We start from the raw sequence: 26,659 nt of genomic DNA, 5'->3' as shown, positions 1-26,659 counted from the left end.
GCGGTGCCGGAAGGAGTCGACGTGCGTGTGCGTATCGAGATCGTCATTCCGGTGTGGCGGCATGGGCGAGAGGCCGTCCCGACCGTCCGCTCGCTCCTGGAGTCGGCGGAGGCAGCCTCCGCGGTGGCGCAGACATCGCTTGTGCTGGCCGTCGCGCAGTCATGCGCGGATGCGCTCCCTGCGGTGGTGCGCTCACACGCTCGTGTTGTTCTCATCGGCGATTCTGACGCCGCGGTTCTCGCTGGCCGGGGCCTCAGCCAGTCCACGGCTGACGTCGTCGGGGTCGTGGAGGCGGGCGATCTGGTCGGGGTGGATTGGCTTAGTGCTGCGGCGCGAGTCGCACGCGGTGAGGTCATCCGCCCTGAGTTCATCGTGACGTTCGGTCAGCGGACAGGAATCGGACGTCAGCCGACCTCGCAAGGGATCGACAAAATCTCGCGGCTGCTTGCGCACGTCGATGTGTGGGCCTCAATCTTCGCTGCACGCGCCGACACCGTTCGGCAAGCAGTCGCCGCCGGTGATCTGCGCGGAGGGTCCCTCGCGCTTGCTGCTGCTTTCGCCGAGGAGGGGATAGCGGTACGCACTCCGGTCGGTAGCGTCGGATTCATCCGTCGATGGGGCCCGGAGCACCCATTTTGGCGAACCGGGCCAGTTCTCGAGAGAGTACCGCTCCTCACCGACAAACGGTTGGCGACAGATCCGCCGCCCTTGCCCGTGCGTGCCCCACGTCCCGCGCGAATTCTCCGAGTCGCCGGCCGCCTCGTCAAACCCTGGCGTGACGCACTGTCATCCTTCATGCGCCGCAGCCGCCCGCGTCCTGTGCCCACGAGCGTGCTCGCAGAATGGGCAATGCTGAACAGCATTGAACCGCTCCTTCCCTACCCGCGCAGAGATACCGGGGCATGGATCGAGCGATGGGGTCCTCCCACGCCCCAGATCGTTCGCGAATCCAGCGCCTACCTGCGAATCATCGATGCATTACCGTCGTCGATCGACTATCTCTACTTCGCCCCGTGGCTCCGGACCGGTGGCGGCGATTCCGTGCTCATTGAATACCTGTCCTCGGTGAAGCGCCAGGATCCGCAGGCGAGCGTTGTTCTGTTGACGACTGAGCCGGTCATCTCGACGCGACTTGACCAAGTGCCCGCTGGCGTGAGCACCGTAGAACTCGCGCCATTGCTCGCGCGTGGGGTGCCGCGCGACGCATTCGTGGAATGGATCGTTCCTCAACTCATCGCTCAGTACCAACCGCATACCGTCCATGCATTCAACAGCACGGTGGGCTTCGACGTCATCGAGCGTCATGGTCCCCGACTGAGTCAGCACTCTAACCTCTTCCTCACGAGCTTTGCGATCGATCGCAGCGAAGACGGTGAGGCTCTCTCCGTGATGTTCCTCCGGAGACCCGGCTTCTTGGATCCGGTATCGAAGGTGCTCGTCGACAGCCAGAGTTATGCAACTCGTCTGGTCCACGAGCACGGCTATGCGCCGGAAAAGTTCCTGGTCCAGCGCAGCGTCGTCTCGTCGGCACGACGGTCTGCCTCCGCTCCTCGTGACGAGTCGGCCGATGTCCTGAGGGTGTTCTGGGCTGGACGATTCGACTTGCCCAAGCGGCTCGACATCTACGCCGCGCTTGCCGCTCGGGCGGCGGAACGGAATATGCCGATCGAGTTCCACTTCTACGGACAGGAGGTCATGGGCTCCAGCGGCCTCTCCGAGTCCCTGGCTGTGCTCGACGCTGCGGGCGCTGTTCGTCACCCGCCCTACGCCTCATTTGCTGACCTGCCACTCGAGGTCTTCGGCGCCTACGTCCTGACCAGTGAGTGGGAGGGGATTCCGTTGACCGTTCTCGAAGCGATGTGCGAAGGTATCCCTGTCGTGGGGCCGCTTGTCGGAGGTGTAGGAGAAGTTCTGAGCGACTTGACCGGCTATCCGATCGCCAGGTTCGACGACATCGAGGCGTATCTCGATGCTCTCCTGGCTATCAGGAACAACCCCCGAGATGCGAGGGAGCGTGCAGAGTTCGCGAAGGCGCGAGTCTCCGAAGAGTTCTCCGTCGGGGCCTTCGATGCTCGCCTGACCACGCTTGTCGGGTACTTCCGTGCGGTCCAGGGTTCCGAGGCTGACGCTTCGGCAGCCTCGTCCCTCAGTTAGGCCACGGGTTCTCGTTCCCGCCGCGCACTTGGGTGCACGAGATCTCTCTCGACGGTCGAGACGAAGGCGGCCCAGGAGTGATGTTGTTCCGCAAAAGCCCGGCCTCGGCTGATCAGGCCTTCTCGAAGTCCTTCCTCGCTGACCAGCCGGGCCACTGCCCGAACGTATCCCGCAACGTCCTCGGGACCCGATGTGAGCAGGCCCGTCTCACCGTCATGCACGATGTCTGGCACGCCCCCTACCCCGGACGCGATCACGGGAAGCCCCAAGAGCATGGATTGGACCAGCACGAGAGGAAGGCCTTCGTTTTCCGACGTCAGGAGCAGTGCGTCGTAGTCAGACAGGTTGATCGCGGAGAGACCGCCCGTGTACGGTCCCCGGTAACGTACTCCGGCTCGTGCAAGATCGGCCATCAATGTGTCGCTGTTTTCGGACAGCACTCGCTTGCCCCAGACGTCGATGACTGCGTCTACGCCTGCCTCGGCCAGCCCGTGAGCGATCGCCGGAAGGACGTCGGGCCTCTTCTCGATATCGAGGCGGTGAGGCCAGAGGAGCCGGACCGTCGCGGATGGGGTCGCCGGGTAAGAGATGAGTGACGCTTGAGGAGATACTTCCGCGGGTTGACGGTGCACATGAACGGCGACGTTCGGCGTCGGCAGGGCAAGGACATCGTCAATGAGTGCCGCACTGTTGCTGTTGTCAGTAAGCACGCCTGCGATGTGGTCGAGGAAGGCCCGCTGCGCGTCATCGGTTATCGGATTTGTCGGGTAACCGTCCCCGATCTTGTCGAAAGAGAACAGCGTCGTGTGCACGTCGGTCCCGTCCGTGATCGGTGCGGCGTATGCGCTCAGTGCCTCGAGAAGATGAAAGCAGTTGACCGAGACGATGAGTCGGGGACGCAACAGCACGACAAGCTGTGCGATCAGGCGCTGGCGAGTCCGTAGCGGGAGTTCCAACCAGAGTGGGTCCAGGTGCACGTAATTGAGCTCGTCAGGGATGAGGTCATCATCAGTGCGCGACACATCGAAGGTTCCCAGAATCGTTGTACGTCCGTTGAACTCAGAGGTCTCGTTCAGTGCTCGCGCGTAGTTCAGGGATACGAGATCAGCGCCACCGACGCCAAGCCAAGGCACCATCACCAGGGCGTCCCCACGCTCACCGATCTGGTCGAGCGCCTTCTTGAGCACTCGTCCGTAGCCGTCATCGCACGCTTCCCATGCAACCAACCCGTCGATGGCCGAAGCGGTCCACGAAATAGCCGGCTCGTAGCTCGTCGCCTCTCGAAGCGCGGCGGCGAGCGGGGGATACTCTGAACGCAGAGGGAGCTCGGTCCGCGATACTTTCCCCCGGCGGGTTGCGGCTCTCAGCGCCCATCTAGCCGACCGGTAGATGGCGTGCTTGGCCTCCCAGCTCAGCCAGCTCGTGGCGAACCGTGCCGTCGGCAGCACTGTTCGGTATATCCGATGCGACAGGGGTGGCACGTTTGTCGTCGCCTGCTCCTCGTTGTCCTCGTTGGGCAGTGCGTCCTCGATCTCGCTCATCGAAAATGACGGCAAGACTGACGCGGAATGCCGGTTGTTGACACCGCCGGACTCTCGTACCCGATAGAAGAAGTAGGTATCGGTTGCGACATGATGCCGAACGCCCGCCGCGGTTGTCTCGATGTTCCACAGCCAGTCCTCGGGGCCGTAGCCCGTCCCTTCCACCATGGGTCGGTATGGCGTGTCCAGTAGCACCTGCCGCTCCAGGACGCTGCATGCGGGCCAGGGATTGTGGCGTATGAGATCGAGGTAGCTGACGTCGTCGGTCACGGCGGATCTAATGTGCCAAAGGAGCGAGCGGGCGCCGAAGCTGATCACGTACTCGGGATGAACGATCATGCGTTCATCGGTCGCCTCCAGTAGCTCAAGGGCCTTCACGAGATAGTCGGAGGACACGATGTCGTCGCCGTCCACCAGCGCCACGTACTTGCCCTGAGCTGCCTGCGCCGCCGTGTTGCGCGCCGCGCCAGCGTCGCCGACGGCGACGTTAATCGCACGGCTCGGAACCGTTGCGCTTCCCGTCTTCAGCTCGCGACCGATCTGCATCTGGGTATGCGGGCTTGCGTTGTCCGCGACGATGAGAAGCTCTGCCGAATAGCCGTCGGATACGACCTTCTCCAAGCCCGCGCGTACTGACCGAATCGTTGGGCGGAGTAGTCGCCCTTCGCTGTGTGCAGTCACGATGGCCGTCAGCGTGACGGTCATTGCTCGACACCCTTCCTCTTCACCCGCGCGCAGCGCAGAGCCGCGCATACGCTCCCGGCTTCCCCCTGTACCGGCCGGCCGAATCATCCTCTCATAGCGCCGCATGAGGGAACGTCGGCGACTCCCCAGCGGGCTCCCAGGCGAGGGGCACGAGGTCGATAGGATTCTCGAGTTCATACACTGAGCTGAGGGGACCGGATGTCGGGTCGACGGATACTGATCGCGGGACACGGAACGGCGGGCAGAAGCCTCGCGGAGGACGTATCCAGCGCAGGCGATTCGGTCGTCGGATACCTCGATGACCGGCTCAAGGGAGTCGAGATTCTCGGGACGCTCTCTGATGTCGAGGCAGTCGTGATCGACTACGACGTCGATGCTGTCTACTTCGCTATCCCCTCGGCCTCCGGGGACGTGGTGCGCGATTTCACGTCACGTGTCACGCGAGCGGGCGTCGAGCTCGCCATCATCCCCCGCACCTATCGGATCATGTCGCGTGAGCGGGTCTCGGTATCGGATCTCACCGACGTTGATGTGCTGGATCTCGTTGGTCGCGCGCCGGTGAAGCACGACATGGTGCATGCTCGCGCGCTCATTGAGGGGCAGCGCGTCTTGGTCACCGGCGCAGGCGGGTCTATCGGGTCGCGGATTGTCTCGCAACTGGTTGCCCTCGATCCCGCCCTCGTGGTGTGTGTGGACAGGTCGGAGCCGGCCATCTTCCGGCTCGGCCAGCAGCTGGGCAGCGACCCCCGGGTCCGCGTCGAGATCGCGGACGTGCAGTCCGAGTCGCGAGTCGCTCAGCTCATGGCCGCGCACGCTCCAGATTTTGTGTTCCACGTTGCTGCCTACAAGCACGTTCCGCTCATGCAGGCCAACGCGGTCGAGGCTTTCAACAACAATGTCTGGGGCACTCTCAACGTCATGCGGCAAGCCGAGGCGCACGGCGCGAAACGGGTTGTCTATGTCTCGACCGACAAGGCGGTGCACCCGACGAACGTCATGGGCGCAACGAAGCGTATCGGAGAACTCATCGTCGCTGATCTCGGTCGCCAGAGCACATCCACGCGATTCTCCGGCGTTCGATTCGGGAACGTCCTCGAGAGCGAGGGAAGTGTTATGCAGACTTTCCGGCAGCAACTCCAGTCTGGAAGAAACCTGACGGTCACTCATCCAGATATCACTCGCTACTTCATGACAATCGACGAAGCCGCGCAACTCGTCATCCAGACAGCTACGACCGGGCAGAACGGCGAGCTTTTCGTCCTCGATATGGGGGACCCAATCCGGGTCTTCGACCTCGCGCAGAGCTTGATCAACGCCGTCAATCCGCAACTTTCAATCGACATCGTCGGTTTGCGCCCCGGCGAGAAGATGTTCGAGGAGCTCTCGTATCAGGCAAGCTCCGTGGATGCGACAACTCATCCCAAGATCTTTGTCTTGACGGAGCACGACGATCACGGTCGGGGGGAAACACTCGCCTGGGTCGAGGAGACCCTCGCTGAGACGCTCCAGCACAAGATCACGGACGAGGAGCTCAGGGCTCGATTGCGAGCCTTCGGGTTCTCAGCTCTCCAATGAGCGATCTATTGAGGGCCTCCGTATTTCCGCACACGCTTCTCGTCGGTGCTAGCGGCCCGATTGGACGAGCCGTGTCACGCCTTTCCGGGGTTCACGATCTCCCCGTTGTGGCGACAAGCAGAAGCGGATCATTGACCGTTGACGTGTCGATTCCCGCTCAGGTGGAGGCGATCCTTCGGAGTGTGCGTCCCGAGGCGCTCGTCTATCTTGTGCGGGCACCGAGAGGGGCAAGTGACCGGCAGATCGACACCGCCGTGGAGCAGATGCTTCGGGTTGCCTCACTTGCAGTCCAGGCAGGTGTGAGCCGCTTCGTTCTGGCATCCTCTGCTGCTGTCTACGGTGATCGTCATCGAGCGCCCAGGAGAGAATCGGATCCCACCGAAGGCGTGTCGGCTTACGCAGCGGAGAAGATCACGGCGGAGCGTCAACTCGAGAAGTTCGCGCTCGATCGCGGCCTATCTGCCGCTAGCGCTCGCATCTTCAACGTTTTCGGGCCTGGCTGTCGGGATTCCCTCCTCAACGCGCTGGTCGAAGGGCCGCCCCCTGTTCTGGCCGTGACGCCGCACTTCGTTCGTGATTATGTGCATGTCGACGACGTCGCGAGCGCGCTGCTCCTCGCCGCCCAGCGGGATGACGTCATCGGTGCGGTGAACATTGGCAGCGGCAGGGGAGTGGACAACTCCCAGTTGGCTGCGGCGTGTCCGGATCGCTACGTGGACGGCGACGCCTCGATCCGGTCGTTCAGCGTCGCCGACCCGGCGTACGCGAAGGCTTCGCTTGCCTGGCAGCCCCGGGAGGATCCATTCGAGTACGTCTCGTTGCGCCGCCCCCGCGTTTGAGCTTGTCCCCCCGGGCTAGCACGGGTTCAGAGGTGGACTCCCGCTGCGTTCGCTGCGCGACGAGTCGTGAGAATTGCTGCCGACACTCGACGGAGGTTCGTGCCGCGCGCCGCGGATCGCATCTCGACGGACACCGCACCCGAGTAACGATGAGATTCGAGGGCGTGCAACGATGCGGAATAGTCCACGAGGGACGGGAGCCGGACCCGGTTTCCCGGACGGTTCTTGTGTGTTGATCATGCCGCGATTTCTGCGGCGGTGTGAAGTGGCTTCGTAGTCGGCGGGACTGATGTTGCCGAGGCTGGTGTGCCGGCGGCGGGGGTTGTAGAAGCCCTCGATCCACTCGAACATCGCCGACGCGAGCTGTGCCCGCGAGTCCCAGACGGTGCGGTCGAGGAGCTCGCGTTGCATCGTGGACCAGAAGCTCTCGATGAGGGCGTTGTCGACGCTGGAGGCGACTCTGCCCATCGATCCGAGCAGCCCGGCTTGGCGCAGCCGGTGCCCGAAGAGCCAGCTGGTGTATTGCGCTCCGCGGTCCGCATGAACCACGGTCCCGGGTTGGGTCGGCGTCGCCAGCGGGCCATCTCGAGGGCATCGACGACGATCTCTGCGGTGATCCGGTCAGAGATCGACCAGCCCACGATCCGGCGCGAGTATGCGTCGATCACGGCGGGGCAGTGGACCCACCCGTCTCTCGCGCGGTGCTGCGTGATATCGCAGAACCAGAGCCGGTTCGGCGCTTCCGCGCGGAACTGCCGCTTCACGAGGTCCTCGTGCGTCGCGGTGTCCGGCTTCCAGCTGCGCCGCTTGCGGCGATGCGAGACCCCGAGATCGAGACCTTCAGGAACCGGCAGGCCACCGCGACAGGGACACCGTCCGCGGCGAACTCCTGGACCAGCCGGAACCCTATTTGGGAGCACGTTCTCCCTGGCGAAGTAGGCGCTGGCGCGCTTGAGGATCTCGTTCTCCATCTCCAACACCCGCAACCGGCGCCGCAGCTCGACGAGTTCCTTGTGCTCCTCGGTAGTCAGCCCGGGCTTGCGGCCGCTGTCGACCGCATCTCTGGACATCCAGTTCCGCAGGTAGGACTCACTGATCCCGAGGTCCCGGGCGGTCTGACCGACCGGGTTGCCTTGGGCGACCAGATCGAGGGCTCGACGCCGGAACTCCGGCGGGTGGGCAGCAGGCATCTCACGGACTCCTTCCGAGACGATCATCGCCTCAACTCAGGTGACCGGAAAAGCGGGTCAGGCTCCCAACACTTATGAGCAGAGGTTTGAGCGGGGACGCGTGAGCGTGGTCGACGGCGTCGCTACGTGGCAATGATGGTCGATCAGCGTCAGGCGACGACACCGCGAAAGTAGTCGACTGTCTGGGTGAGGCCGCGACGCAATTCCACGGTGGGTTCCCAGCCGAGCTCGCGGCGAGCAAGGGTGATGTCGGGCTGCCGCTGCTTCGGGTCGTCCTGGGGGAGCGGGCGGTGTTCGATGCCGGAAGAACTGCCGGTGATCTCGAGTACGGTCTGCGCGAGCTCGAGCATGGTGAACTCGCCCGGGTTGCCGACGTTGATCGGGCCCGTCACGTCGTGTCCCGTGTTCATGAGGCGCACCATGCCGTCGACGAGGTCGTCCACGAAGCAGAACGACCGCGTCTGCGAGCCGTCGCCGTAAATCGTGATGGGCTCGCCACGCAACGCCTGCACGATGAAGTTCGAGACCACACGGCCGTCGTTGGGGTGCATGCGAGGCCCGTAGGTGTTGAAGATGCGAATGACCTTGATGTCGAGGTCGTGCTGACGGCGGTAGTCGAAGAACAGCGTCTCGGCCGCTCGCTTGCCCTCGTCGTAGCAGGAACGCGGGCCAATGGGATTGACGTTGCCCCAATACTCCTCCACCTGGGGATGCACGGCCGGATCCCCGTAGACCTCCGAGGTCGAGGCCTGGAGGATCGGTACGCGTAGCCGCTTGGCCAGCCCCAGCATGTTGATGGCGCCCATCACGCTTGTCTTGGTCGTCTGCACGGGATCGTGCTGATAGTGCACGGGCGAGGCGGGGCAAGCCAGGTTGTAGATCTGGTCGACTTCGAGGTAGAGGGGGAACGTCACGTCATGACGAATGACCTCGAACCGAGGATTGGGGAAGAGGTGTTCGACGTTGCGGCGACTGCCCGTGAAGAAGTTGTCGACGCAGATGACCTCGTGTCCCTCGTCGAGCAGACGCTCGCTGAGATGGGATCCGATGAAGCCTGCGCCACCGGTGATCAGAACTCTCGATGACACCGCCATAGCCTAGCACCGGGGGATCAGGCGCTCAGCGGGTAGTCGAGACCATGGTCCGCTGCCCGAAGGTGTGACCGAGCACGCCTTCGAGTCGGCCGACGAACATCGGCCAGCCGTCGCTGACCCGCACCGGCTTCGGATTGCGGATGCCGTAGAGCAGCCCGGCTCCGACGAATGCGGCGCGCCACCACAGCGGGTAGCGGTGGACGCTCATTGCCCGGCCTGTTCCGCGGCCGTATGCGCGCAGCTTGCGGCGGCGTTCGGTGTCCGTAAGGCCGAACGCTGTCGAGATACCGTCCACGTGGACAGCGCGATCGACCCACACGAAGGAGTCGACGACGGCAGGGTGGGTCTGCATGACCCGCAGCAGCAGGTCTGTTCCCTCGGCGACCTGCCACGGCGTATCGGCACCCGGACCGATGCTCTCGTCGAAGCCGCCGACGTCATCGAAGAGCGACCTCTTCATGAGGATGCCCATCTCGATGACGCTCCACAGGTTGAAGATGTCGAGCCGGGTGCCCGGTGCGGGCAGGGTGGTCTTGGGCCCGCGCTCATCCCACGACGTGAATCCGCCCACCACGAAGCTCTCATCCGCGACCGCCTCCCGCAGGCGGGCGAGCGTTCCCTCGGGGTAGAGCGTGTTGTCGTTCGGGAAGGTCAGGATGCGTTCACCTGGCGGAAGGGCAGCGACCCCCGTGTTGCGACCTCGAGACGCGCCGCGACCCGAGGTAGTTGCCGTCACCGGCAGCCCGGCGGCGGCGAACTCGGCGGCGAGCGCGGCGACGGCGTCCTGGTTGCCCTGAGCGACGAGGACGATGTGATCGTCGGGCGCCAGCTGGCCGTCGAGCGAGGCGAGCAGAGCCCGCAGCGCGTCCAGACGTCCGAGGGTCGTCACCACCAGGCCGAACGATGGCTTCATCTGTGCTTCTCTCCTCCGCGGCATCCCGCGCCGCAGCGCGAGAGCATCGTGTTCCACTGGCGCGTGGTCTCTGCCCACGTGAACCGAGCGGCATTGCTTCGCCCCGCCGCGACCAACTCGGTGTGCAGCGTGTCGTCGTCGGTGACGGCGCGGAGCAGATCTGCGAGGGCTCCGGCATCGTGTGGCGCGAAGTAGCGGGCGGAGTCGCCGAGAATCTCCCTGTTGATGGGAATGTCGGATGCGATCACAGGTGTTCCCAGAGCCTGGGCTTCCAATGGCGGGATGCCGAACCCCTCGTGCAGAGAGGGCCAGATGAACACGCGTGCCCGAAGGTACTCCCTCGCCAGCTCCTCGTCGCTGACGGGGCCGACCCAGGCTAGGCGTTTCGCGGGCACACCGACGTCGCGCGCGTACGGTTCGAGGGCCGGATCGAGTTGTCCGACCACACGGACGCGCAGCGGAGATCCGTGGGGCAGAGCGGCTGCGGCATCCATGACACGTCGGACGTTCTTGGCTGCGCCGTGCCGGCCGAACACAAGTGCGACGGGTGTCTCGTCCGCGACGTCAGCGCCTTCGGGGACCGCGAAGCTGTCGGCGCCATTGTAGATGACGTCGACACGGTCTTGAGGGAGCCGGAAGTAGGTGCAGATCTCGTCCCGAGATTGTTCGCTCACCGTGACGACGCCGCGGCCTGGGCGGATCGCTCCGAGACGGGTCGACAGCTGCCACTGGATGCGAAAGAGCAAAGAGAAGTCCCCCGGGCGGAGGGCGGGAGCGATGTCGTGCAGGACGGTGATCTGCTTGCGGTAGAAGACGGGTGCAATGTTCGCGAAGTTCAACAGCACGGGGCGCCCATGTCTGCGCAGCCAGGAGGGGAGTTCGAACTGCTCCCAGACCGGACCCCCGAATCGCCCCACGACCTCGTACGGCAGACCGGGGATCTTGAGGTCGGCGCCGCCGGCGGGCAGCAGCAGCACGACGTCGTCCCGTTCTCGTGCGAGCCGCACAGTCAGCTCGGTGGCAAAGCGCCGGACGCCTCCGAAGGAGTTCAGCAGAAAGCGCCCGTTGATCGCGATGGTCACCGCATTAGCCTAGCTTCGAGCCATCGCGCTCCGTGGTTCATGCGTTCGCGAGCGCGCGTAGGACGTGCAGACTGCGAGGGACCAGGAGGGCGGCGGCCGCGCCCTCCGTCGCGGCGTAGCCGATTGCAGCGCCGATCGGCCCCCATGCGAGTCCCAGCCCGATCATCAGCGGAGCGCCGAGCGCGGTGGCGATGAGGGTCGCGCGCATGACTGGCGTCGCCAGCCCCGCGGGGAAGAGGACGAGACGCGTCAGCCCGGTTCGGAACGAGAAGAAGGCGAACACCAGACCCATCGTGAACAGGATCCCGATGCTCGACGAGACCTCCTCGCCGAAGAGCACCGTGCTGGCCCAGGGCCCGAGAACCGCCAGGCCCCCCCACCCGGCCAGCCCGCCCGCGATGAGGACCGCCAGGGCCAGCAGAATCCGTCTCCGGCGGCCAGCGCCGTCGGTCTCGGCAACCCAGCTCTGGAAAGCGTTCGCGAGCGTCATCGGGAGGAACTGTCCGAGCTTGAGCATCTTCTCCGCCGACGCGAAGCCGGCGGCAGCGATCGGCGGGGAAGTCACGTTCACGAGAGGAGCAGGCAGGCTCGAATACCCGCTGAGCGCGGCGTCGTTGAGTGCGACCGGTGCGCCCTTGCGCATCAGCCCCGGGATCTCGCGCGCCGTCGGCCACGGCCCGGGATTGCGCCGGAGCAGACGCCACGTGAACACGGCCGTGCCACCGAGGGTCACCAGGATGCCCGCCATGGGGTAGAGCTCGACGATACCGGTAGCAGCGATCGCTCCCGCGGCAGCGACGGTCGCGATCAGGCGCGGTGCCGCGTCGAAGACGATGATCGTGCGTGGGTCTCCGACGCCTGCGCAATACCACGTGAACGACAGGGCGATGAGAGCTCCTTGCGTGCCCATGAGCACGCTCAGCCACTCGAAGCCGGGTGAGGCGACGAACCAGCACACGATGGCGAGCAATGGCAGCACGACAACGGCCAAGAGGACGCGGATCACGATCGAGTCGCGGTAGATCCGCGCCCGTCGCATGTCCTCGCCTGCGACCGAGACTATGGCAGGCCCAATGGATGCCCACCCGTAGCCGATCGCGATCGCGGCAAGAGTTCCCACCGACTCACCCGCGATCGCGCTGGCCCAGCCAGCGGGGCCGGCGTTGCGAGAGACGAAAGGTAGGACGATCAGCGGAGAGGCGGCGGCAAACGCCGGTATGAGGAGGAAGCCGACCAGGCGCCTGCTGAGTGGCGGGGGTGTCATGAGCGACCGCTCGCGATCCCGAGCGCCTCACGGAGGACTTCGGCGGTGCGTTCGGCGCTGCGCTCCCACGTGAACGTCTCGGCCCAGGACGTCGCTGCTTCAAGCTCGCCCGGATCGATGGGGGAGCGCAGAGAATCCGCGATCGCCGCGGCGAAGGCCGTGGGGTTGCTCGCGTCGGCGTAGGTTACGCACTCCGCGCCGACCTCTCGCAGTACGGGGATGTCGTTGGCGACCACACGCACCCCCCGGCGCAGAGCGTCGAGCACGGGCAGGCCGAACCCTTCAGCCAGGGATGGGCAGACATAGAGGGTGGCGACGGAGTAGAGCGCCTCTAGTTGCTCTGCACTCACCCAGCCGGGAAGGACGACATCCTCTCCAAGCTCACATCGGGCCACGAGGGAAGCGAGAGGATCCTCTTCCCCTCCGCCCGGAATCACAGTCAGAGGCCTCTCGCGAGCGGGCAGGGACGTCAGAGCCGCGAGCAGGCCGTCAAAGTTCTTGTGAGGGAGCCGGTTGCCGGCGCTGAGCAGGACGCGCCGGCCAGGCTCAATCCCGAGTGGGCGGAGATGCGGCCAGGGGTCGCTGACCGGGTGTGGAGGTGCGCTGCCATTGTGGACGACACGGATGCGTTCCGCGGGCACGCCCAGCTGCGCCGCGATGCTGGAACCTGCCGCCTGCGAGACGGTGACCACGAGGTCCGCCGTTCGGGCGGACCTTCTCATCAGCCAGGATGTGACTGTTCGCTGCGCCCGTTCGACAATGCCGCCGCCGGGGACGTCGTCGTAGATCGCATCATGCACTGTGACCACGCGCGGGACGCCGCGCACGATCGGTCCGAAGTTCGCGGGAGCCCAAACGAGATCTGCGCCGAGCCTCCTGGCCATGCGGTCCGTGACGGTCATGGCTCCGAGTGCCCAACTACGAGGGCTTGGGCCGACATGCTCGACTGTGTTCACCGGGCCCGGAAAGAAGCTCGAGACGCCGCCCCGGCCCGCTCGGCCCGTCAGGGCGATGAACTCGATGTCGGGAAGCGCGGCTGCCAGGCGGGGGACGAGTTCTCGCACGTATGTCTCGGTGCCGCCTCGTGAACCGGTGAAGCCGAGTAGATCGACGACGATTCGCACGCCGCTCAGCTCTCGATCACGGCGTCCGGACGTTGCTCGCGTCGCGGAGTCGTCAGTACGCCCGAGAAGAAGCTCATCATGATCGTCTGGAAGCCCAACATCATTCCCAGCGCGCTCGGAATCGCGATGCGTACGACCTCGGCGGCGTCTTGGGGGCCGAAGTCAAGACTGCCCCATCGGATCACCTGGGCCACTCCGATCCCGACCCCTACGACGAACAGCGCGAGCCCGATCAAGAGACCCCGCTCTGCGGTCCAACTGGACACGATGCTGCGGTATTGCGGGCTTGTCGGCAGGAAGGCCTCTTGTGTCGCGTACAGCTTCGTGAGCCAGAAGAACAGTAGGGACTGGTATCCGATGACGCACAGCGCGCTGGCGTAGACCATCGTGGTGACGTCGAAGCCGATGCCGCCGATCTGCACACCCCCGAACGATAGGATGCCGACGGCGATCGCGCCGAGGAAAAACGCCACCAGCCCCGGATAGACGAACAGCCAGCGGGGGGCGAAGATCAGCAGGAACCGTAGGTGCCGCCATCCGTCGTGCCAGCTCCGCAGATGCGGCGGGCGGGACCGGCCGTCTTTCTTGAGGGTCGTCGGCACCTCCTCGATGCGGTACTTGGGGCGGGCGAGGGTCGATTTGACCACCATCTCCGAGGCGAACTCCATGCCGGTCGTCTGCAGGTCGAGGTCACGGATGCGGTCGCGGTTGAACCCGCGCAGCCCGCAGTGGAAGTCCCCGATGTTCGGGCGGAAGAACAGCTGCCCGATCCCCGAGAGCACGGGGTTGCCCAGGTACTTGTGCAGCGGCGGCATGGCTCCGGGGGCGATACCGCCTCTGAACCGGTTGCCCATCACGAGGTCGGCGCCGTCGCGGAGCCGGTCGACGAACGGCTGCAGGTTCTCGAAGTCGTAGCTGTCGTCGGCGTCCCCCATGATGATGTAGCGGCCGTGTGCGTTTTCGATGCCGTTGATCAGGGCAGCACCGTAACCGCGCCGCGGGGCGTGGGAGACGCGCGCACCGAGGCGCTGCGCGATCTGTTGAGAACCGTCGGTGCTGCCGTTGTCAGAGATGAGTACCTCGCCGGCGATGCCGGAGCGCTCCAGGAATCCCTGTGCCTTGCGGATGCAGACCTCGAGCGTCTCGGCCTCGTTGAGGCACGGCATGAGGATCGTCAGCTCGAGCTCGGCTGCGTCGTTCGTCGCGGTCACGATCGGTGTCCTTCGTTCGGGGGGACCGGGTCGGCGAGACCGTCGATCGCTCGGACGATGGCATCCATCGTCCGAGCGATCGTGCGGGTCTGCACCGCGTCCTGGTACCACTGATAGGTCGAGTCTCGCAGCCGATCGCCGGCGCGCACGCACGCCACGATCGCCGCGGCCAGATCTTCGGCAGCGACGGATGCGGCCACGAAGCCGTTCACGCCCTCATCCACCAGCTCGGTCGCCGCGTTGCCTTCGCCCGTGACGAGCACCACGGGCGTGCCGTGGGCGGCCGCCTCGACGACGACCAGGCCGTAGCCCTCGCGTCGGGAAGGGTTCGCCAGACATGTGGCACCGGACATGAGCTCGTCCAGTTCCTCCTGGGCGACGAAGCCGGGCATCCGTGTCCACGCGCCGCCGTCGACACGGGCGACCTCTGACCGGATCTGCTCGGTCGTCGCACCCTGGCCGAGCATCACGAGTTCGAGGCCGGGGACGTCCGTCCGTGCGGCCGCGACAGCCGCGGGGAGGGACTCGACGCGCTTGTCGGCGATATGGCGTCCCGCGTACAGCACGAACGGGGGCTCTGCTGCCGGCCTCGGCGGCGTGGTGGCTGCGGCGCCGTCGATGAGTCCGGGGCTCACGAGCAGGGTGCCGCGGAATCCCTCGCCACGGAGGCGCTCGGCACTCAGCCGAGAGTGGCACGTCGCGATCGGGGTCGCCGCGATCGCGAGCCGTTGCAGCAGCCACGCGACGGTGCCCATCACCCGACCCGTGTACTCGGTCCACTGCGACCGCCCCCAGACCTCGAGGTAGTCCACAATCAGGGGGGTCCGCGAGCCCAGGAGGGCCAGGCGCGCCGCGAAGACGTTGAGCACGGGCAGGCCGCTGACGATGACTGCCCGGGCGCTGTGCCGTCGACGCCGGAGTGCCCCGAACACGCCCACAGCGAATCGCAGCGCAGCGGCGCTGCGGCGCACACCCGCGTCGTCGTACAGACGCAGGCGGTCGGTGATCGCCTCGACGCGGTACGGGACCTCCGGCGCCGCTCCGTCCCACTGCCGCGCCGTGAGGTACTCGACGTTCTCGCCGCGCGCGACGAGGTCCCGGGCGAAGGCGTCGTACTGGCGCTCGCCGCCGCCCTTGGTGAGCGGGTACAGGCAGTCGAAGACGATTGCGATGTCGCGACGGGGCATTCTCAACAGCCCACGACCCGGAACAGCCGCGCGTCACCCTGCGAGTCGACCAGTTCGAGGTGCTCGCCCGGGGCCAGGTTCTGGATCCCTGCACGGTCGGCGGCTGCGTCGTCCCGGTTGAAGACGTCCTGTGTACCGAAGTCCAGCACATGGGATACCCCGAGCGCTCGCACCGCATTGCACACTCGTGGATCCTGGTCGATGTCTCGCAGGTGTTCGTCGAGGTAGATCTCGTCGGCGTTGCGGGATCCGAATACGTGAAGCTCGACGACATCTCGCCCTGCCAGCGCGTAAGCCAGGGAAGTTCCCGTCCACGGGCTCCCGGCGATGAGGGCGTCGGCGGGCGTCTCTTCGTCGAGGCGCTCCAGCAACGCCGCTTCGTCCGAGGTGAGCAGGGCGGCCGACGGATCGAGACGGTAGGCGACCTGAGCCTGCGCGATGGCACCCGACACGTTCGGACCTACAGCGACGCTGAACAGCACCACGGCCGCCGCGGCGGTTGCCCCCGCCCGCAGCGGGGTGCCGGCCCGGAGCTTCCGCGCAGACTCGTCGGCGACGAAGACAACGCCGAACACGGCGACGGGGATCCCCGCGACCGGAAGCAACGCTGCCAGTCGGAAGGAGTCGTTGTACCAGGGGTTGGTCACCATCTCGCGCATCAGGAACTCCACCGGCGTGCCAGAGACGAGGATGAACATGAACGAGGCGACCGCGAACGGCAGTGCGAAAAGCCCCTGTCGCGGACGTCGGGCGATCGCGATGAGACCGGCGATCAGCAGGGCGGCCGTCAGGAGCGTTACGGGGTAGGAGCGAGGGCTGATGAGTATTGCCTCGCCGAAGGCTTGCGCCGTCGACTGCCACGGTCCCCAGCGGGACATGTCCCAACCGGTGCGAGAGAAGCGCCACAGGCCCGCGCCCACGAGCAGAATGAGTAGGGCGATCGCGGAGTTCGTGAGCCACACGCGGCGTGATGCGCCCTCGATTGCCCGTATGAGCAGGAACATGAGCACGACCGCCGCGCCCATCGCATACAGCGCGAGAAACGCGTTGGGGTGGGCCAGTCCGATCCCGACGATCAGCAGCAGGAGAAGAGCCGTGGTCCGGATGGCATCGCCCCAGTCGGCGGCTCGCAGCAACATCCACACGGCAGCCAGCCCTGCGGGAAGCACGGCATACGCTGTCGCATTGGGATAGAGCACGCCGAAGTCGAAGAGCAGGATCGGGAATGCGCCAAACCCGGTCGACAGGGCCGCAGCAGCGATACCGACGGCCATCCGGTTACCGAGGGTCGTGAGCGAGAGCGCGATCACGGAGGCGGGCCAGGCCACGGCGCCGATCGCGATGTTCGCCGCGTTCACCGCGACCGGCACGCTGGAGCCTGACATGAGGCCCGACAGCGAGACCAGTGCGTGCCACGCATTGGGGTAGAAGGCGATGTCGCTGGTAGCACCGATGTGGAAGGCCGATGCATTCGCACTGTCCATCGCGTAGCGGATGGTATTCAGGTGCACGATCGCGTCGAAGGTCTGTGAGATGTTCTCGGGGCGGCCGAAGACGGTCATGAGCTGGATGCTGATGGCCGCGATCGCCGCGATGAACGCGGCAGCCGTGGTCAGCGTCACTCGCAAGGGCGGGGCGGTCGGTGCATCTCTCACCCAGAGCAGCCGGATCGATGCGGCGATGGCAGCGATGAGAACCGTGACGATCACGATGGGGAGCGGACCCCAGCGCAGCCCGACGGCTCCGGCGAGGACGGCAGCCACCGCCAGGACGGCAAGCGACAGGGCCGGGGCGAAGAACCAGAGAGAGAGTCGGCGAACACCCCAGCCCGCAACGACGATCACGGCGCCGGGAAGGACCAGGGCGAGGGCCGCCACCGTGAACGGCGCGATCGCAGCCGACCAGCTCTCGATCATGTGCGTGATCGCCCCTTCACTCGGTCAACGCATCATGGTAGTCGATGCGTCCGTTTGAACCCTGCGAGTGCGCTGGCGGCGCCGGGGCGCGGGTAAACTGCCGTGGTTGACTTCGCGCCGAGCCGCTGTCGGGTGGCTCCCAGATCGAAAGCCTGATCCACTATGGACCTTCTCGTCGTCGGCTCGGGGTTCTTCGGGCTCACCATCGCGGAGCGGGCGGCAGCCGCCGGCCGCAAGGTGACTGTCATCGATCGCCGTTCCCACATTGGCGGGAACGCGTTCAGTGAGGCGGAGTCTTCGACAGGTATCGAGGTGCACCGGTACGGGGCGCACCTGTTCCACACCTCGAACGCGACCGTCTGGGAGTACGTCAACCGATTCACGGCCTTCACGCCCTATGTGCACCGGGTCTACACGAACCACGGCGGTGTCGTGTACCCGCTGCCGATCAACCTCGGCACGATCAACCAGTTCTTCCACGCTGCCTACTCCCCAGCGCAGGCGCGGGCCCTGATCACTGAACAGGCGGGGGAGTTCGATCCCAGGACCGCTCGGAATCTCGAGGAGCGTGCGATCGGTCTCATCGGCCGCCCGCTGTACGAGGCGTTCATCCGGGACTACACGGCCAAGCAGTGGCAGACCGATCCGACTGAACTGCCTGCCGAGGTCATCAGTCGTCTGCCGGTGAGGTACACCTACGACAACCGGTACTTCAACGACACCTGGGAGGGTCTGCCCGTCGACGGGTACACCGCATGGCTGGAGCGGATGGCCGATCACCCGAACATCACCGTGAAGCTCGACACCGACTTCTTCGACGCGTCGCAGCCGTTACACAAGGCTGCCACTGTCGGGCAGGTCCCGGTCGTCTATACCGGCCCGATCGACCGGTACTTCGACTATGCCGCGGGGCAGCTGTCGTGGCGCACGCTGGACTTCGAGGAAGAGGTCCTCGACGTCCAGGATTTCCAGGGCACGCCGGTCATGAACTATGCCGACGCGGACGTCCCGTACACCCGCATCCATGAGTTCAAGCACTTCCACCCCGAGCGGGCTGACCGTTACCCGACCGATCGAACGGTCATCATGCGGGAGTTCTCCCGCTTCGCGGCTCGCGACGACGAGCCCTACTACCCCGTCAACACCTCCGAGGACCGCGCGGGTCTGCTGGCCTACCGCGACCTGCAGAAGGGGGAGAAAGACGTCCACTTCGGCGGGCGACTGGGCACGTACCAGTACCTGGACATGCACATGGCCATCGGCTCCGCCCTGACGATGTGGAACAACACCCTCGCCTGAGCGGCAGGGGTCAGCGCGGCGTCGGTTCCTCCACCAGCGCGGGCATCGGCATCCACTCTCGGTCCCGGGCGATGGCACGGCCGTCCCGCAGTCCGCGGAAGAGATGGCTGGTGCCACGCATGGTGCGCTCGACGACGACCAGCCGGATGATCTCCTTGGCGAAGGTGAGCGCCGTGCCGACGGCGAACGGAAGGGGGCGGTAGAAGCCCACCGACCGGTAGTACTGCTTGATCAGCGCGCGGTTGCGCATGATGTAGTACCGGTAGGCGTCGCTCGAGGCGTTCATGTGGCGCACACCCATATCCCACTGCTTGATCTCGCGGCTGCGCCGCAGCACGAATTCGTTCACGATGACGGATGTCGTGATTCGAGATGCCAGCCATCCGTAGACCTGGTCGTCCCAGTAGATGAAGAACCGCGGATCGGGCAGGCCGATGCGGGCGACGATGTCGCGATGGATGAACATCCCCTCGAAGCACCCGGAGTTCATCTCCTTGAAGCCCGAGTCGTCGAACTCCGCCGGGGCGAAGGGGATCGGGATGCCCATCCGGGCCGCGATGCGGTACTGCCAGTAGAACTCGCTGCCGTCGAAGTCGTAGCGGCGACCCTGGATGGAGCGGAAGCGCCCCGACCAGCGGCCCATCTTCGCGAGCCCGTCGGGAATCACCTCGACGTCGTCGTCCATGAGCCAGATCCACTCGGATCCGAGCTCATACGCCGTCTGCATTCCGGCGCTGAATCCTCCGGAGCCGCCCGTGTTGGTCTCGAGGCGGCGGTAGACCAGTTCCGTACCGAGGAGGTCGCGGAAGGACTCCACGACCTCGGTGGTGTCATCCGAGGAGGCATTGTCGATGACGACGACGTGCCCCGGCTTCGGTTCCATCTCGCTGATGCTGGTCAGGAGGCGCGTCAGCAACCCGGAGCGATTGAACGTGACCGCGACGATGGTTGCCGTCGCGGGATCGAACCCTTCAGCTGTCGCGGTCATCGCTCCGCCTCGAAGACCGCCCGCCACGCGTCGGGCGACGTGAGCTGGGGAAGGGCGCGACGATACTGCTCGGCCAGCTTTGGCCAGCGTCTACGGAGCTGCCGGTGCAGGGCGACCGAATCGCGCAACATCCGGCGGAATTGTGAGCGGTCGCGGGTATAGATCGCTTTCCCGCGCCCATCCGCGGAGCTTACGAGCGCGCTGTCGTACGCCGGGACCCGCCACCAGTGGGCGTCAAGCTTGCCGAACTCCACTTCCGGCTGCACAACGTTCGCCGGATTCGGCTGGCGCAGCCAGTGGGACATGAGGGTCCGAAGGGTGAACCAGCGCAGCGCAAGACCCGTCGGGCTGTCGAACTCGTGCCGCTTAGTCTGCTTGAAGACAACCCGACCTCTGCGCGCACGCAGACGAGTGCTGTCGGCTGTGTGTACGACTGTTTCGGGGAACTTCGAGGCCAGCGCCCGAGCCTCGGGCATCGCCGTCGCGAGGGTGTGCCACATATGCTCAGGGCCGCTGAGAATGTCGCGCAGCGCGCGGTGCCGCAGAGCGGTCGGGTAGTACTGCATCATCATCAGATGCTTAAGGTCCATCCGCCGGCTGTGCCGTAGCAGCGTTCCGCCCTCCGGCACCTCCGAGTGAATCAGCGCAGCCACAATCCGGTTGCGGGCATGGAAATAGGCCTGCCAGTCGAGGGAGTCGTCCTTGCCGACCCACGAGACGTGCCACAGGGCGATGCCCGGTACGGAAACGGTCGGGAACCCCGCTTCGCCCGCCCGGAGGCAGTACTCGGCGTCGTCCCACTTGATGAAGGCAGGCACAGCGAGGCCGACCTCGCGGACCGTTTCCATCGGGATGAGGCACATCCACCAGCCGTTGTAATCTGAATCCAGCCGCTGGTGCAGAATCTTCGTCTGCCGCAGGTTGCTCGCGCTGAAGTCGTGCGGAAACTCCTCCTGGTAGAGCGTGCGCCACATGAACGGCACCTCATCCACGACCTCGGCCCAGGCGTGCAGTTTGGGGCGATCGAGCAGATCGAACATGTGCGCGCCGACGATTGTGGGCCGGGCCGCGTACTGCCCGAAGACGATGGAGCGACGTAGGGATTCCGGCTCGATCAGGACGTCGTCATCCAGCAACTGCACGAAGTCGCTGTCGGGGCGGTCGAGGGTTTCGAGCATGGCGCGGGAGAAACCCCCCGAACCACCCAGATTCGGCTGCCGGATGATCTGCAGCGTCTCGCCGAGGCGTTCGCTCAGCTCAGGATACTCGGGGCGGTCGGCGACGAGCTCGGTGCCCTGGTCGATGACGAAGATCCGGTCGACGAGTTCGAGAACGTCGGGGCTGTCAGCGAGGCTCGCGAGCGTCTGCACGCAGTAGTCAGGCTTGTTGAAAGTCGTGATGCCGAGGCTTGCCTTGCCGTTTCGGACGGGTTCTTCTTCGGTGGTCCACTCGGCACCCTCGAACACCGCGGTGCTCTCGTCGGCCACGATGTCGAACCAGATCCAGCCGCCGTCGCTGTAGCGATCAAGCGCGAAATCGAAATGGGTCTCGGCATTGCCCGAGACCTCGCGGGTGTCCAGTCGCTGACGCACGCCGTTGCCGTTGGAACGGTAGACCAGGACCGTCGCAGGGCCGCTCGTGCGCACCGTCAGCCGGATCTGTCGCACGACCGTCCAGTGTTGCCAGTAGGACGCGGGGAACGCGTTGAAGTAGGTGCCGAGTGACACGCGTCGTCCGGCGACGATGCGCGCTCGCCGGCGGTCGAGGATGTTGCCGAGGTGGGCTCGGCTTGACACGCGCACGGGCTGCTCGTCGATGACCGACCAGATCTCGGGGTCGGCGTACAGCGGAAGCAGGTCGGGGTCGCGCTCGAGGGGGAACACGGCGTTCTGGAGGACGTGGATCACGAAGGAAGTCTCCGGTCAGACGAGAGGTGGCTGATCGAGGCCGAGACCGTAGCCTACCTTCCCTCCCTTCGCAGTATCCGAGTGGCGCGCTGCGTAGCGAGGCTGCAGCTTGGCCAGGAACAGCACGGTCAGCATCCAGCCCCACAGCAGAAGCGGGCTGGACTCGGTGAGTCCCTGGATGACCACGATCACGCCGACCGCGACAGGAAGGAGTGACACCGTCGCGGTGACTCGGTCGTCGCGCCGCTCCCACCGGTGCTGGCGTACCGCGAAGACCCAGGTGCGCCAGACGAACAGCGCGTACATGCCGGCAAGGAGCACGACCCCCACGGCGCCGAGCTGGAACCAGACGTCGACCCAGACGCTGTGCGCCTGGATGATGTGCAGGCCGCGGGGCATGACGATCCAGTCCGAGAACGCGGGGTCCCACGGGATCCAGGGGGTCGCGAACCCGTTGCCGACGACCGGCTGCGCGGCACCGCGCGAGACCACGAGATCCCAGATCTCGGTGCGATCGGTGAGATCGCCGTCTCGTCCCAGGAAGCCGAGGAGGGTGTGCCGCATCCGCCATGCGACGCCCGCTGCGACGGCGCCGACGACGGCCGCTGCGAGATACACGCGGACCCGGCCCCGCGTCGTGCGCGCCAGGCGAGCGGCCAGCAGGATGACGAGGGCCACGGCGAGGGCGACCGTGGCGACGAAGGCCGTCGCCGACTCGGTGCGCACCAGCAGGTAGGCCGACAGGGCGAGTGCTGCCGCGGCGAGCGCCCGCCGCCGGGGCTCGATGGCCAGCCGGATGCTGAGGACCACGACGGCCAAGAGAGCGAGCATCGCGAGCAGGTTGGCATTGCCGACGATTCCGTCCAGACGCCCGCCGCTGAACAGTTGCGCGCTCGTCCAGATGTCGCTGCGATCGGTGCCGGCATCCACCGGCGCGAACTCGATCCCCACGGGGCCGCCGACGATCGCGGCCGCCCACGCCTCGAAGGCGAGCGAGAGGGCCATGACCGCCGCCAGCGCCCACGCGAGTGCGGACACGAGCTGGCGCCAGCTGAGCATCGCGGCCATGCCGATCGCGACCAGCGCCGTCGCCGCGAGCAGGGTCCAGGTGAGCACTGTCGTCTCGGGCCATCGAGACCAGGCGAGACTTGCGCCGGCCCACCCCGCGAACGCGAGTGCGCTCCAGGGCAGCGACCGCCACTGGGGGGAGCGGATCGTGCGGAGGGCGAGCGCGGCAGTTCCCAGGGCCGCGACGACGCCCGTGCCTGCAGCCGCGGGCGCCCCGAATGCCGCCGCCCACCCGGGCGCCGTGAAGGCGATGAAGAACACCACGCCGGCCCAGGTCTGCGTGATCCAGCGGAGGGGAATCGTGGTCGAGGGGGCGACGACGGGGAGCGTGGCCGTGGAGGCGCCGAAGGTCGTCATCGCTGGCCACGCTAGCCGCCCGAGATCACAGATCGGTCACAGACTCCCGAGCCTCCGCACCGAATCCGCGCCCACGCGCAGGCCGGGTTTCGCTCTCAGCCGGCGCGCAGGAGTTCGCCGCGTTCGATCGCGAGGCGCTGCTCGGCGGGCCCCTCACCGATGTGCGGGGACTGCTTGATCTTCGACCCGAGCAGGATGAGCAGCATCCATCCCCAGCCCATGAGCGGCGCCGTCTCGGCAAGGCCCTGGACCAGCAGGATGGCCCCGGTGAGCGTCGGCAGGAGCGTGAGCGCCGAGTACGGACGATCGGCCCGCAGATCCCAGCGGGGCCGGTCGACGGCGAAGAACCACGACCGCCAGACGAAGGCAAGGTAGGTGAACGCGAGCAGGATGACGCCGACGATCCCGAGTTGGAACAGCACGTCCACCCACACGCTGTGCGCCTGCGTGATCTGCCTGCCGCCGAGCACGATCCAGTCCCGGAACGCCGGATCCCACGGCAGCCACGGGGTCGCGAAGCCGCCGCCGACGCCGAGATGGTCGCCCGCCCGGTCGAGCACGGCGCTCCAGATCGCCTCACGGTCGAGGAGGTCTGCGGTCCGGTCCACCGCGGTGAACAGCGGTACCCGCCAGATCCAGATCGCGAGCGCGCCGGCCGCTCCGATGACGGCGTACCCGACGTAATAGCGCGTCCGCTCGCCGGGCCGGCGGGCGGTGCGCATCAGCAGCACGGTGGCGAGGACCAGCGCCACACCCGCTGCGGCGATCCAGGCGGTGACGGATGCCGCGAGCACGAGCGTGAGAACCGACAGGCCGATCCAGACCCCGAGCATGCTGCGGCGAGACTCGCGCGCGGCGAACTCGATCGCGAAGACCACCACGGCCAGGAGGGCGATCATGCCGAGGAGGTTCGGGTTGCCGATCACACCGTCGATCCGGGCGCCGGCGAAGATCCCGCCGCTGATCCACTCGGGTGCGCCGGCGTCGGCATCCGTCTGGAATCCGGCATACAGGGGTCCGCCGACGATCCAGGCGACGAGGATCTCGGCGACCAGTGACAGCCCGATGACCCACCCCAGCGCGCTCCCGATCGCCCGGACGATTTCGCGCCACGTGAGCACGCTCGCGATGGCGATGCCCTGGAACGTCGTCGCAAGCAGCAGGAGCCAGGTCAGCGCGGACGTCTGCGCCCACTGCGACCACGCGATCGACAGCCCCGCCCACAGGATGAACGCGCCCGCGATCCACGGCAGTCTCCGCCACTGGAACGGTGGACGGATGATCCCCACGACGACGGCGGATGTCGTGACGATGACGGCGCCGACGATCGCGGTTATCGGGATGCCGAAGCCCAGCACCCAGCCCGGCGCCGTGAACGCGAAGAACAGGCTGAACACCATCCATCCGCGCAGGAGCAGGTGTCCGGTGCGCTCCCGCTCTGGGGCGACCGGCGGCGCCGAGGCGGGGTGGCGGCTGAATCGGGCCATGGTGCTCTCAGGGTAGCGCTCGGCGCACCGCCCGCGCGGCTTCCCGCGGTGCGGACGAGCGCTCTCGCGTCGGTACGCTGGGCGTGTGCTGGTGCCGCTCACGAACACGCCCCGCGACTACGCGTGGGGGTCCATGACGCTGATCGCCGAGCTCGAGGGGCGCGCCCCGAGCGGCGCCCCCGAAGCGGAGGTCTGGTTCGGAGATCACGCGGGGCATCCCGCGCGCGTGCCTGATGGGCGGACGCTCGGCGAGTGGCTCGCCTCCGGCGAGGCTCCCGAGGGCACGCCCGCTCAGCTTCCCTACCTGCTGAAAATCCTCGCGGCCGGTTCGCCGCTGTCGATCCAGGCGCACCCGTCCAAGTCTCAGGCCGAGGAGGGCTTCGCCCGTGAGGAGGCCGCGGGGATCCCGCGCCATGGCGCGACGCGCACGTACCGTGATGACAACCACAAGCCCGAGATCATCGTCGCGCTGAGCGAGAGGTTCCTCGCCCTCGCGGGCCTGCGCCGGCTCGAGGAGACACGGCGACTCCTCGATATCGTCGGCCCGGCGACTCTGCCCCTGCGCGAGATCCTCGACGCGCACGCCGACGACGCGCAGGCGCTCGCGGCGGCGATCGCCTGGATCCTGTCCCCGGTCGCCGAGCCGGCGGTGGGCGCGATCATCGCGGCGGCGACGGATGCGGCATCCGCCGAGTTCGCGGACGAACTCGCGCTCGTGCGTCACCTCGAGGGGCACTACCCGGGCGACCCCGGGATCGTCGTCGCGATGCTCCTGAACCTCGTGACCCTGCGCCGCGGACAGGGTGTGTTCGTGCCGGCGGGCGTCCTGCACGCGTACATCGAAGGGCTCGGCGTGGAGATCATGGCCGCCAGCGACAACGTGCTGCGGGGCGGACTGACGCCCAAGCACATCGACGTCACGGAATTGGCCGCGATCCTCGACCCGAGGCCGGGTCCCGCGCCGGTGCTCGACCCGGCGCCCGGTGCGGTGCGGGTCTTCTCGGGTCAGGTGCCCGACTTCGTCTTGACGCAGCTGACGGCCGGCCCGGAGTCGACCCCGCGCAGCGCCGTGAGCGGGGTGGCGATCGCGCTCGCCACATCCGGGACTGTCGAGCTCACCGCCGCCGGCACGGGAAGCACGTGCACCCTGCGTCCGGGGTCGGCCGTGCTCATCACCCCGGATGAGGGATCGGTGTCCCTTTCGGGAACCGGAGAGGTGTTCCTCGCCGAACCTGGCCGCTAGGGCGCTCGCGACACGCCGGGAAATCCGCCAAGAAGGTTAAGGCGGCGATTGAGGGTTTACGATCTGCGACTTGACCGCGGCGAACTACACCGGTGTAATTACTGCAACACGCTGACCGCGTGGGGGAGTTCTTTAGGTGGGGAGAACGACATGACCGCCTCGCAGTACCGCTCGGGTGTTCCGGACAACTGGTTCGTCGACCCGGTGCACCTCGGTGTGCCTGGCGTGCGTCGCATCGATCCCGAAGACGAGAACGCGCTCGCCTGGCAGACCGACGCGCTGTGCGCGCAAACCGACCCCGAGGCGTTCTTCCCTGAGAAGGGCGGCTCCACGCGGGACGCGAAGCGGATCTGCGGCTCATGCGACGTGCGCGGCGAGTGCCTCGAGTACGCGCTCCAGAACGACGAGCGGTTCGGCATCTGGGGCGGCCTCAGCGAACGTGAGCGCCGCAAGCTGAAGCGCCGGGCCAGCTGATCGCCTCACCACGCGCCTCGGCCGACACGGTGTCTGGGGCG

At 66.5% G+C, this 26,659-nt stretch carries 20 protein-coding genes and 1 pseudogene; 6 read left to right on the top strand and 15 right to left on the bottom strand.

Annotated features, from left to right (window positions below):
- Nucleotides 1-3 precede the first annotated feature (3 nt).
- The gene (locus AC3ENO_RS07870; RefSeq protein ID WP_434970083.1) at nt 4-2,154 is read left to right on the top strand and encodes a glycosyltransferase; all 2,151 of its coding nucleotides are present in this window, start codon (nt 4-6) and stop codon (nt 2,152-2,154) included.
- On the opposite strand, the gene AC3ENO_RS07865 is transcribed toward AC3ENO_RS07870, so the two are convergent.
- Entirely contained in the window at nt 2,151-4,505 is a 2,355-nt protein-coding gene (locus AC3ENO_RS07865; protein ID WP_488185771.1) for a glycosyltransferase, read from the bottom strand. The two genes, AC3ENO_RS07870 and AC3ENO_RS07865, sit on opposite strands and share 4 nt — an antisense overlap.
- Nucleotides 4,506-4,598: 93 nt before the next feature.
- Between AC3ENO_RS07865 and AC3ENO_RS07860 the strand changes: the two genes are divergently transcribed.
- On the top strand, nt 4,599-5,975 hold the full coding sequence (locus tag AC3ENO_RS07860; RefSeq protein ID WP_434970081.1) for a polysaccharide biosynthesis protein: 1,377 nt from the start codon (nt 4,599-4,601) through the stop codon (nt 5,973-5,975).
- A complete protein-coding gene (locus AC3ENO_RS07855; protein ID WP_434970080.1) occupies nt 5,972-6,814 on the top strand; it encodes an NAD-dependent epimerase/dehydratase family protein in 843 nt (280 codons plus the stop codon). Before AC3ENO_RS07860 ends, AC3ENO_RS07855 begins: the two co-directional genes overlap by 4 nt.
- Before the next feature lie 15 nt (nt 6,815-6,829).
- On the opposite strand, the gene AC3ENO_RS07850 is transcribed toward AC3ENO_RS07855, so the two are convergent.
- The 10 genes and pseudogenes from AC3ENO_RS07850 to AC3ENO_RS07805 form a co-directional block, all read right to left on the bottom strand.
- A complete protein-coding gene (locus tag AC3ENO_RS07850) occupies nt 6,830-7,282 on the bottom strand; it encodes an integrase core domain-containing protein (protein ID WP_434970079.1) in 453 nt (150 codons plus the stop codon).
- A gap of 101 nt (nt 7,283-7,383) precedes the next feature.
- Nucleotides 7,384-8,004, bottom strand: a pseudogene (locus AC3ENO_RS07845) (DDE-type integrase/transposase/recombinase); the annotation flags it as partial.
- 149 nt (nt 8,005-8,153) lie between these two features.
- Nucleotides 8,154-9,098, bottom strand: a complete 945-nt coding sequence (locus AC3ENO_RS07840) for a UDP-glucuronic acid decarboxylase family protein (protein ID WP_434970078.1) — start codon at nt 9,096-9,098, stop codon at nt 8,154-8,156.
- A 25-nt stretch (nt 9,099-9,123) separates the two neighbouring features.
- Entirely contained in the window at nt 9,124-10,011 is an 888-nt protein-coding gene (locus AC3ENO_RS07835; RefSeq protein ID WP_434970077.1) for a glycosyltransferase family 2 protein, read from the bottom strand.
- Nucleotides 10,008-11,093 (bottom strand): glycosyltransferase family 4 protein, encoded by a 1,086-nt coding sequence (locus tag AC3ENO_RS07830; protein ID WP_434970076.1) that lies wholly within the window; start codon nt 11,091-11,093, stop codon nt 10,008-10,010. The genes AC3ENO_RS07835 and AC3ENO_RS07830 overlap by 4 nt, the downstream gene beginning before the upstream one ends.
- Nucleotides 11,094-11,130: 37 nt before the next feature.
- Nucleotides 11,131-12,357 carry a lipopolysaccharide biosynthesis protein gene (locus tag AC3ENO_RS07825; protein WP_434970075.1) on the bottom strand — a complete coding sequence of 409 codons (1,227 nt, stop codon included), beginning with the start codon at nt 12,355-12,357 and terminating at the stop codon, nt 11,131-11,133.
- Nucleotides 12,354-13,481: a glycosyltransferase family 4 protein gene (locus tag AC3ENO_RS07820; protein ID WP_434970074.1), complete on the bottom strand. Its 1,128-nt coding sequence runs from the start codon at nt 13,479-13,481 to the stop codon at nt 12,354-12,356. Before AC3ENO_RS07820 ends, AC3ENO_RS07825 begins: the two co-directional genes overlap by 4 nt.
- 5 nt (nt 13,482-13,486) lie before the next feature.
- Complete coding sequence (locus tag AC3ENO_RS07815) at nt 13,487-14,692, bottom strand: glycosyltransferase family 2 protein (RefSeq protein ID WP_434970073.1); 1,206 nt, start codon at nt 14,690-14,692, stop codon at nt 13,487-13,489.
- Nucleotides 14,689-15,879, bottom strand: a complete 1,191-nt coding sequence (locus AC3ENO_RS07810; protein WP_434970072.1) for a glycosyltransferase family 4 protein — start codon at nt 15,877-15,879, stop codon at nt 14,689-14,691. Before AC3ENO_RS07810 ends, AC3ENO_RS07815 begins: the two co-directional genes overlap by 4 nt.
- Nucleotides 15,880-15,881: 2 nt before the next feature.
- Nucleotides 15,882-17,795 (bottom strand): DUF6541 family protein, encoded by a 1,914-nt coding sequence (locus AC3ENO_RS07805; RefSeq protein ID WP_434970071.1) that lies wholly within the window; start codon nt 17,793-17,795, stop codon nt 15,882-15,884.
- Nucleotides 17,796-17,957: 162 nt separating this feature from the next.
- Here AC3ENO_RS07805 and glf point away from each other — a divergent pair, with 162 nt between their 5' ends.
- Nucleotides 17,958-19,094, top strand: a complete 1,137-nt coding sequence (glf, locus tag AC3ENO_RS07800) for a UDP-galactopyranose mutase (protein ID WP_434970070.1) — start codon at nt 17,958-17,960, stop codon at nt 19,092-19,094.
- Between the two features lie 10 nt (nt 19,095-19,104).
- Here the strand turns inward: glf and AC3ENO_RS07795 are convergent, their stop codons facing one another.
- The 4 genes from AC3ENO_RS07795 to AC3ENO_RS07780 all read right to left on the bottom strand — a co-directional run bounded on the left by AC3ENO_RS07795 (nt 19,105) and on the right by AC3ENO_RS07780 (nt 24,901).
- Complete coding sequence (locus tag AC3ENO_RS07795) at nt 19,105-20,082, bottom strand: glycosyltransferase (protein ID WP_434970069.1); 978 nt, start codon at nt 20,080-20,082, stop codon at nt 19,105-19,107.
- Entirely contained in the window at nt 20,079-21,989 is a 1,911-nt protein-coding gene (locus AC3ENO_RS07790) for a glycosyltransferase (RefSeq protein ID WP_434970068.1), read from the bottom strand. Before AC3ENO_RS07790 ends, AC3ENO_RS07795 begins: the two co-directional genes overlap by 4 nt.
- 15 nt (nt 21,990-22,004) lie before the next feature.
- Nucleotides 22,005-23,414, bottom strand: coding sequence for an O-antigen ligase family protein (locus tag AC3ENO_RS07785; RefSeq protein ID WP_434970067.1), 1,410 nt, complete (start codon nt 23,412-23,414; stop codon nt 22,005-22,007).
- 95 nt (nt 23,415-23,509) lie between these two features.
- Nucleotides 23,510-24,901, bottom strand: a complete 1,392-nt coding sequence (locus tag AC3ENO_RS07780; protein ID WP_434970066.1) for an O-antigen ligase family protein — start codon at nt 24,899-24,901, stop codon at nt 23,510-23,512.
- A gap of 85 nt (nt 24,902-24,986) precedes the next feature.
- Here AC3ENO_RS07780 and manA point away from each other — a divergent pair, with 85 nt between their 5' ends.
- Together manA and AC3ENO_RS07770 are read left to right on the top strand one after the other, a co-directional pair.
- Entirely contained in the window at nt 24,987-26,144 is a 1,158-nt protein-coding gene (gene manA, locus AC3ENO_RS07775) for a mannose-6-phosphate isomerase, class I (protein WP_434970065.1), read from the top strand.
- A 150-nt stretch (nt 26,145-26,294) separates the two neighbouring features.
- A complete protein-coding gene (locus tag AC3ENO_RS07770) occupies nt 26,295-26,618 on the top strand; it encodes a WhiB family transcriptional regulator (protein WP_195693231.1) in 324 nt (107 codons plus the stop codon).
- The last annotated feature ends 41 nt before the right edge of the window (nt 26,619-26,659 follow it).

The organism is Microbacterium sp. bgisy207, from assembly GCF_057706855.1.
This window is presented reverse-complemented; position numbering and strand designations above follow the sequence as displayed.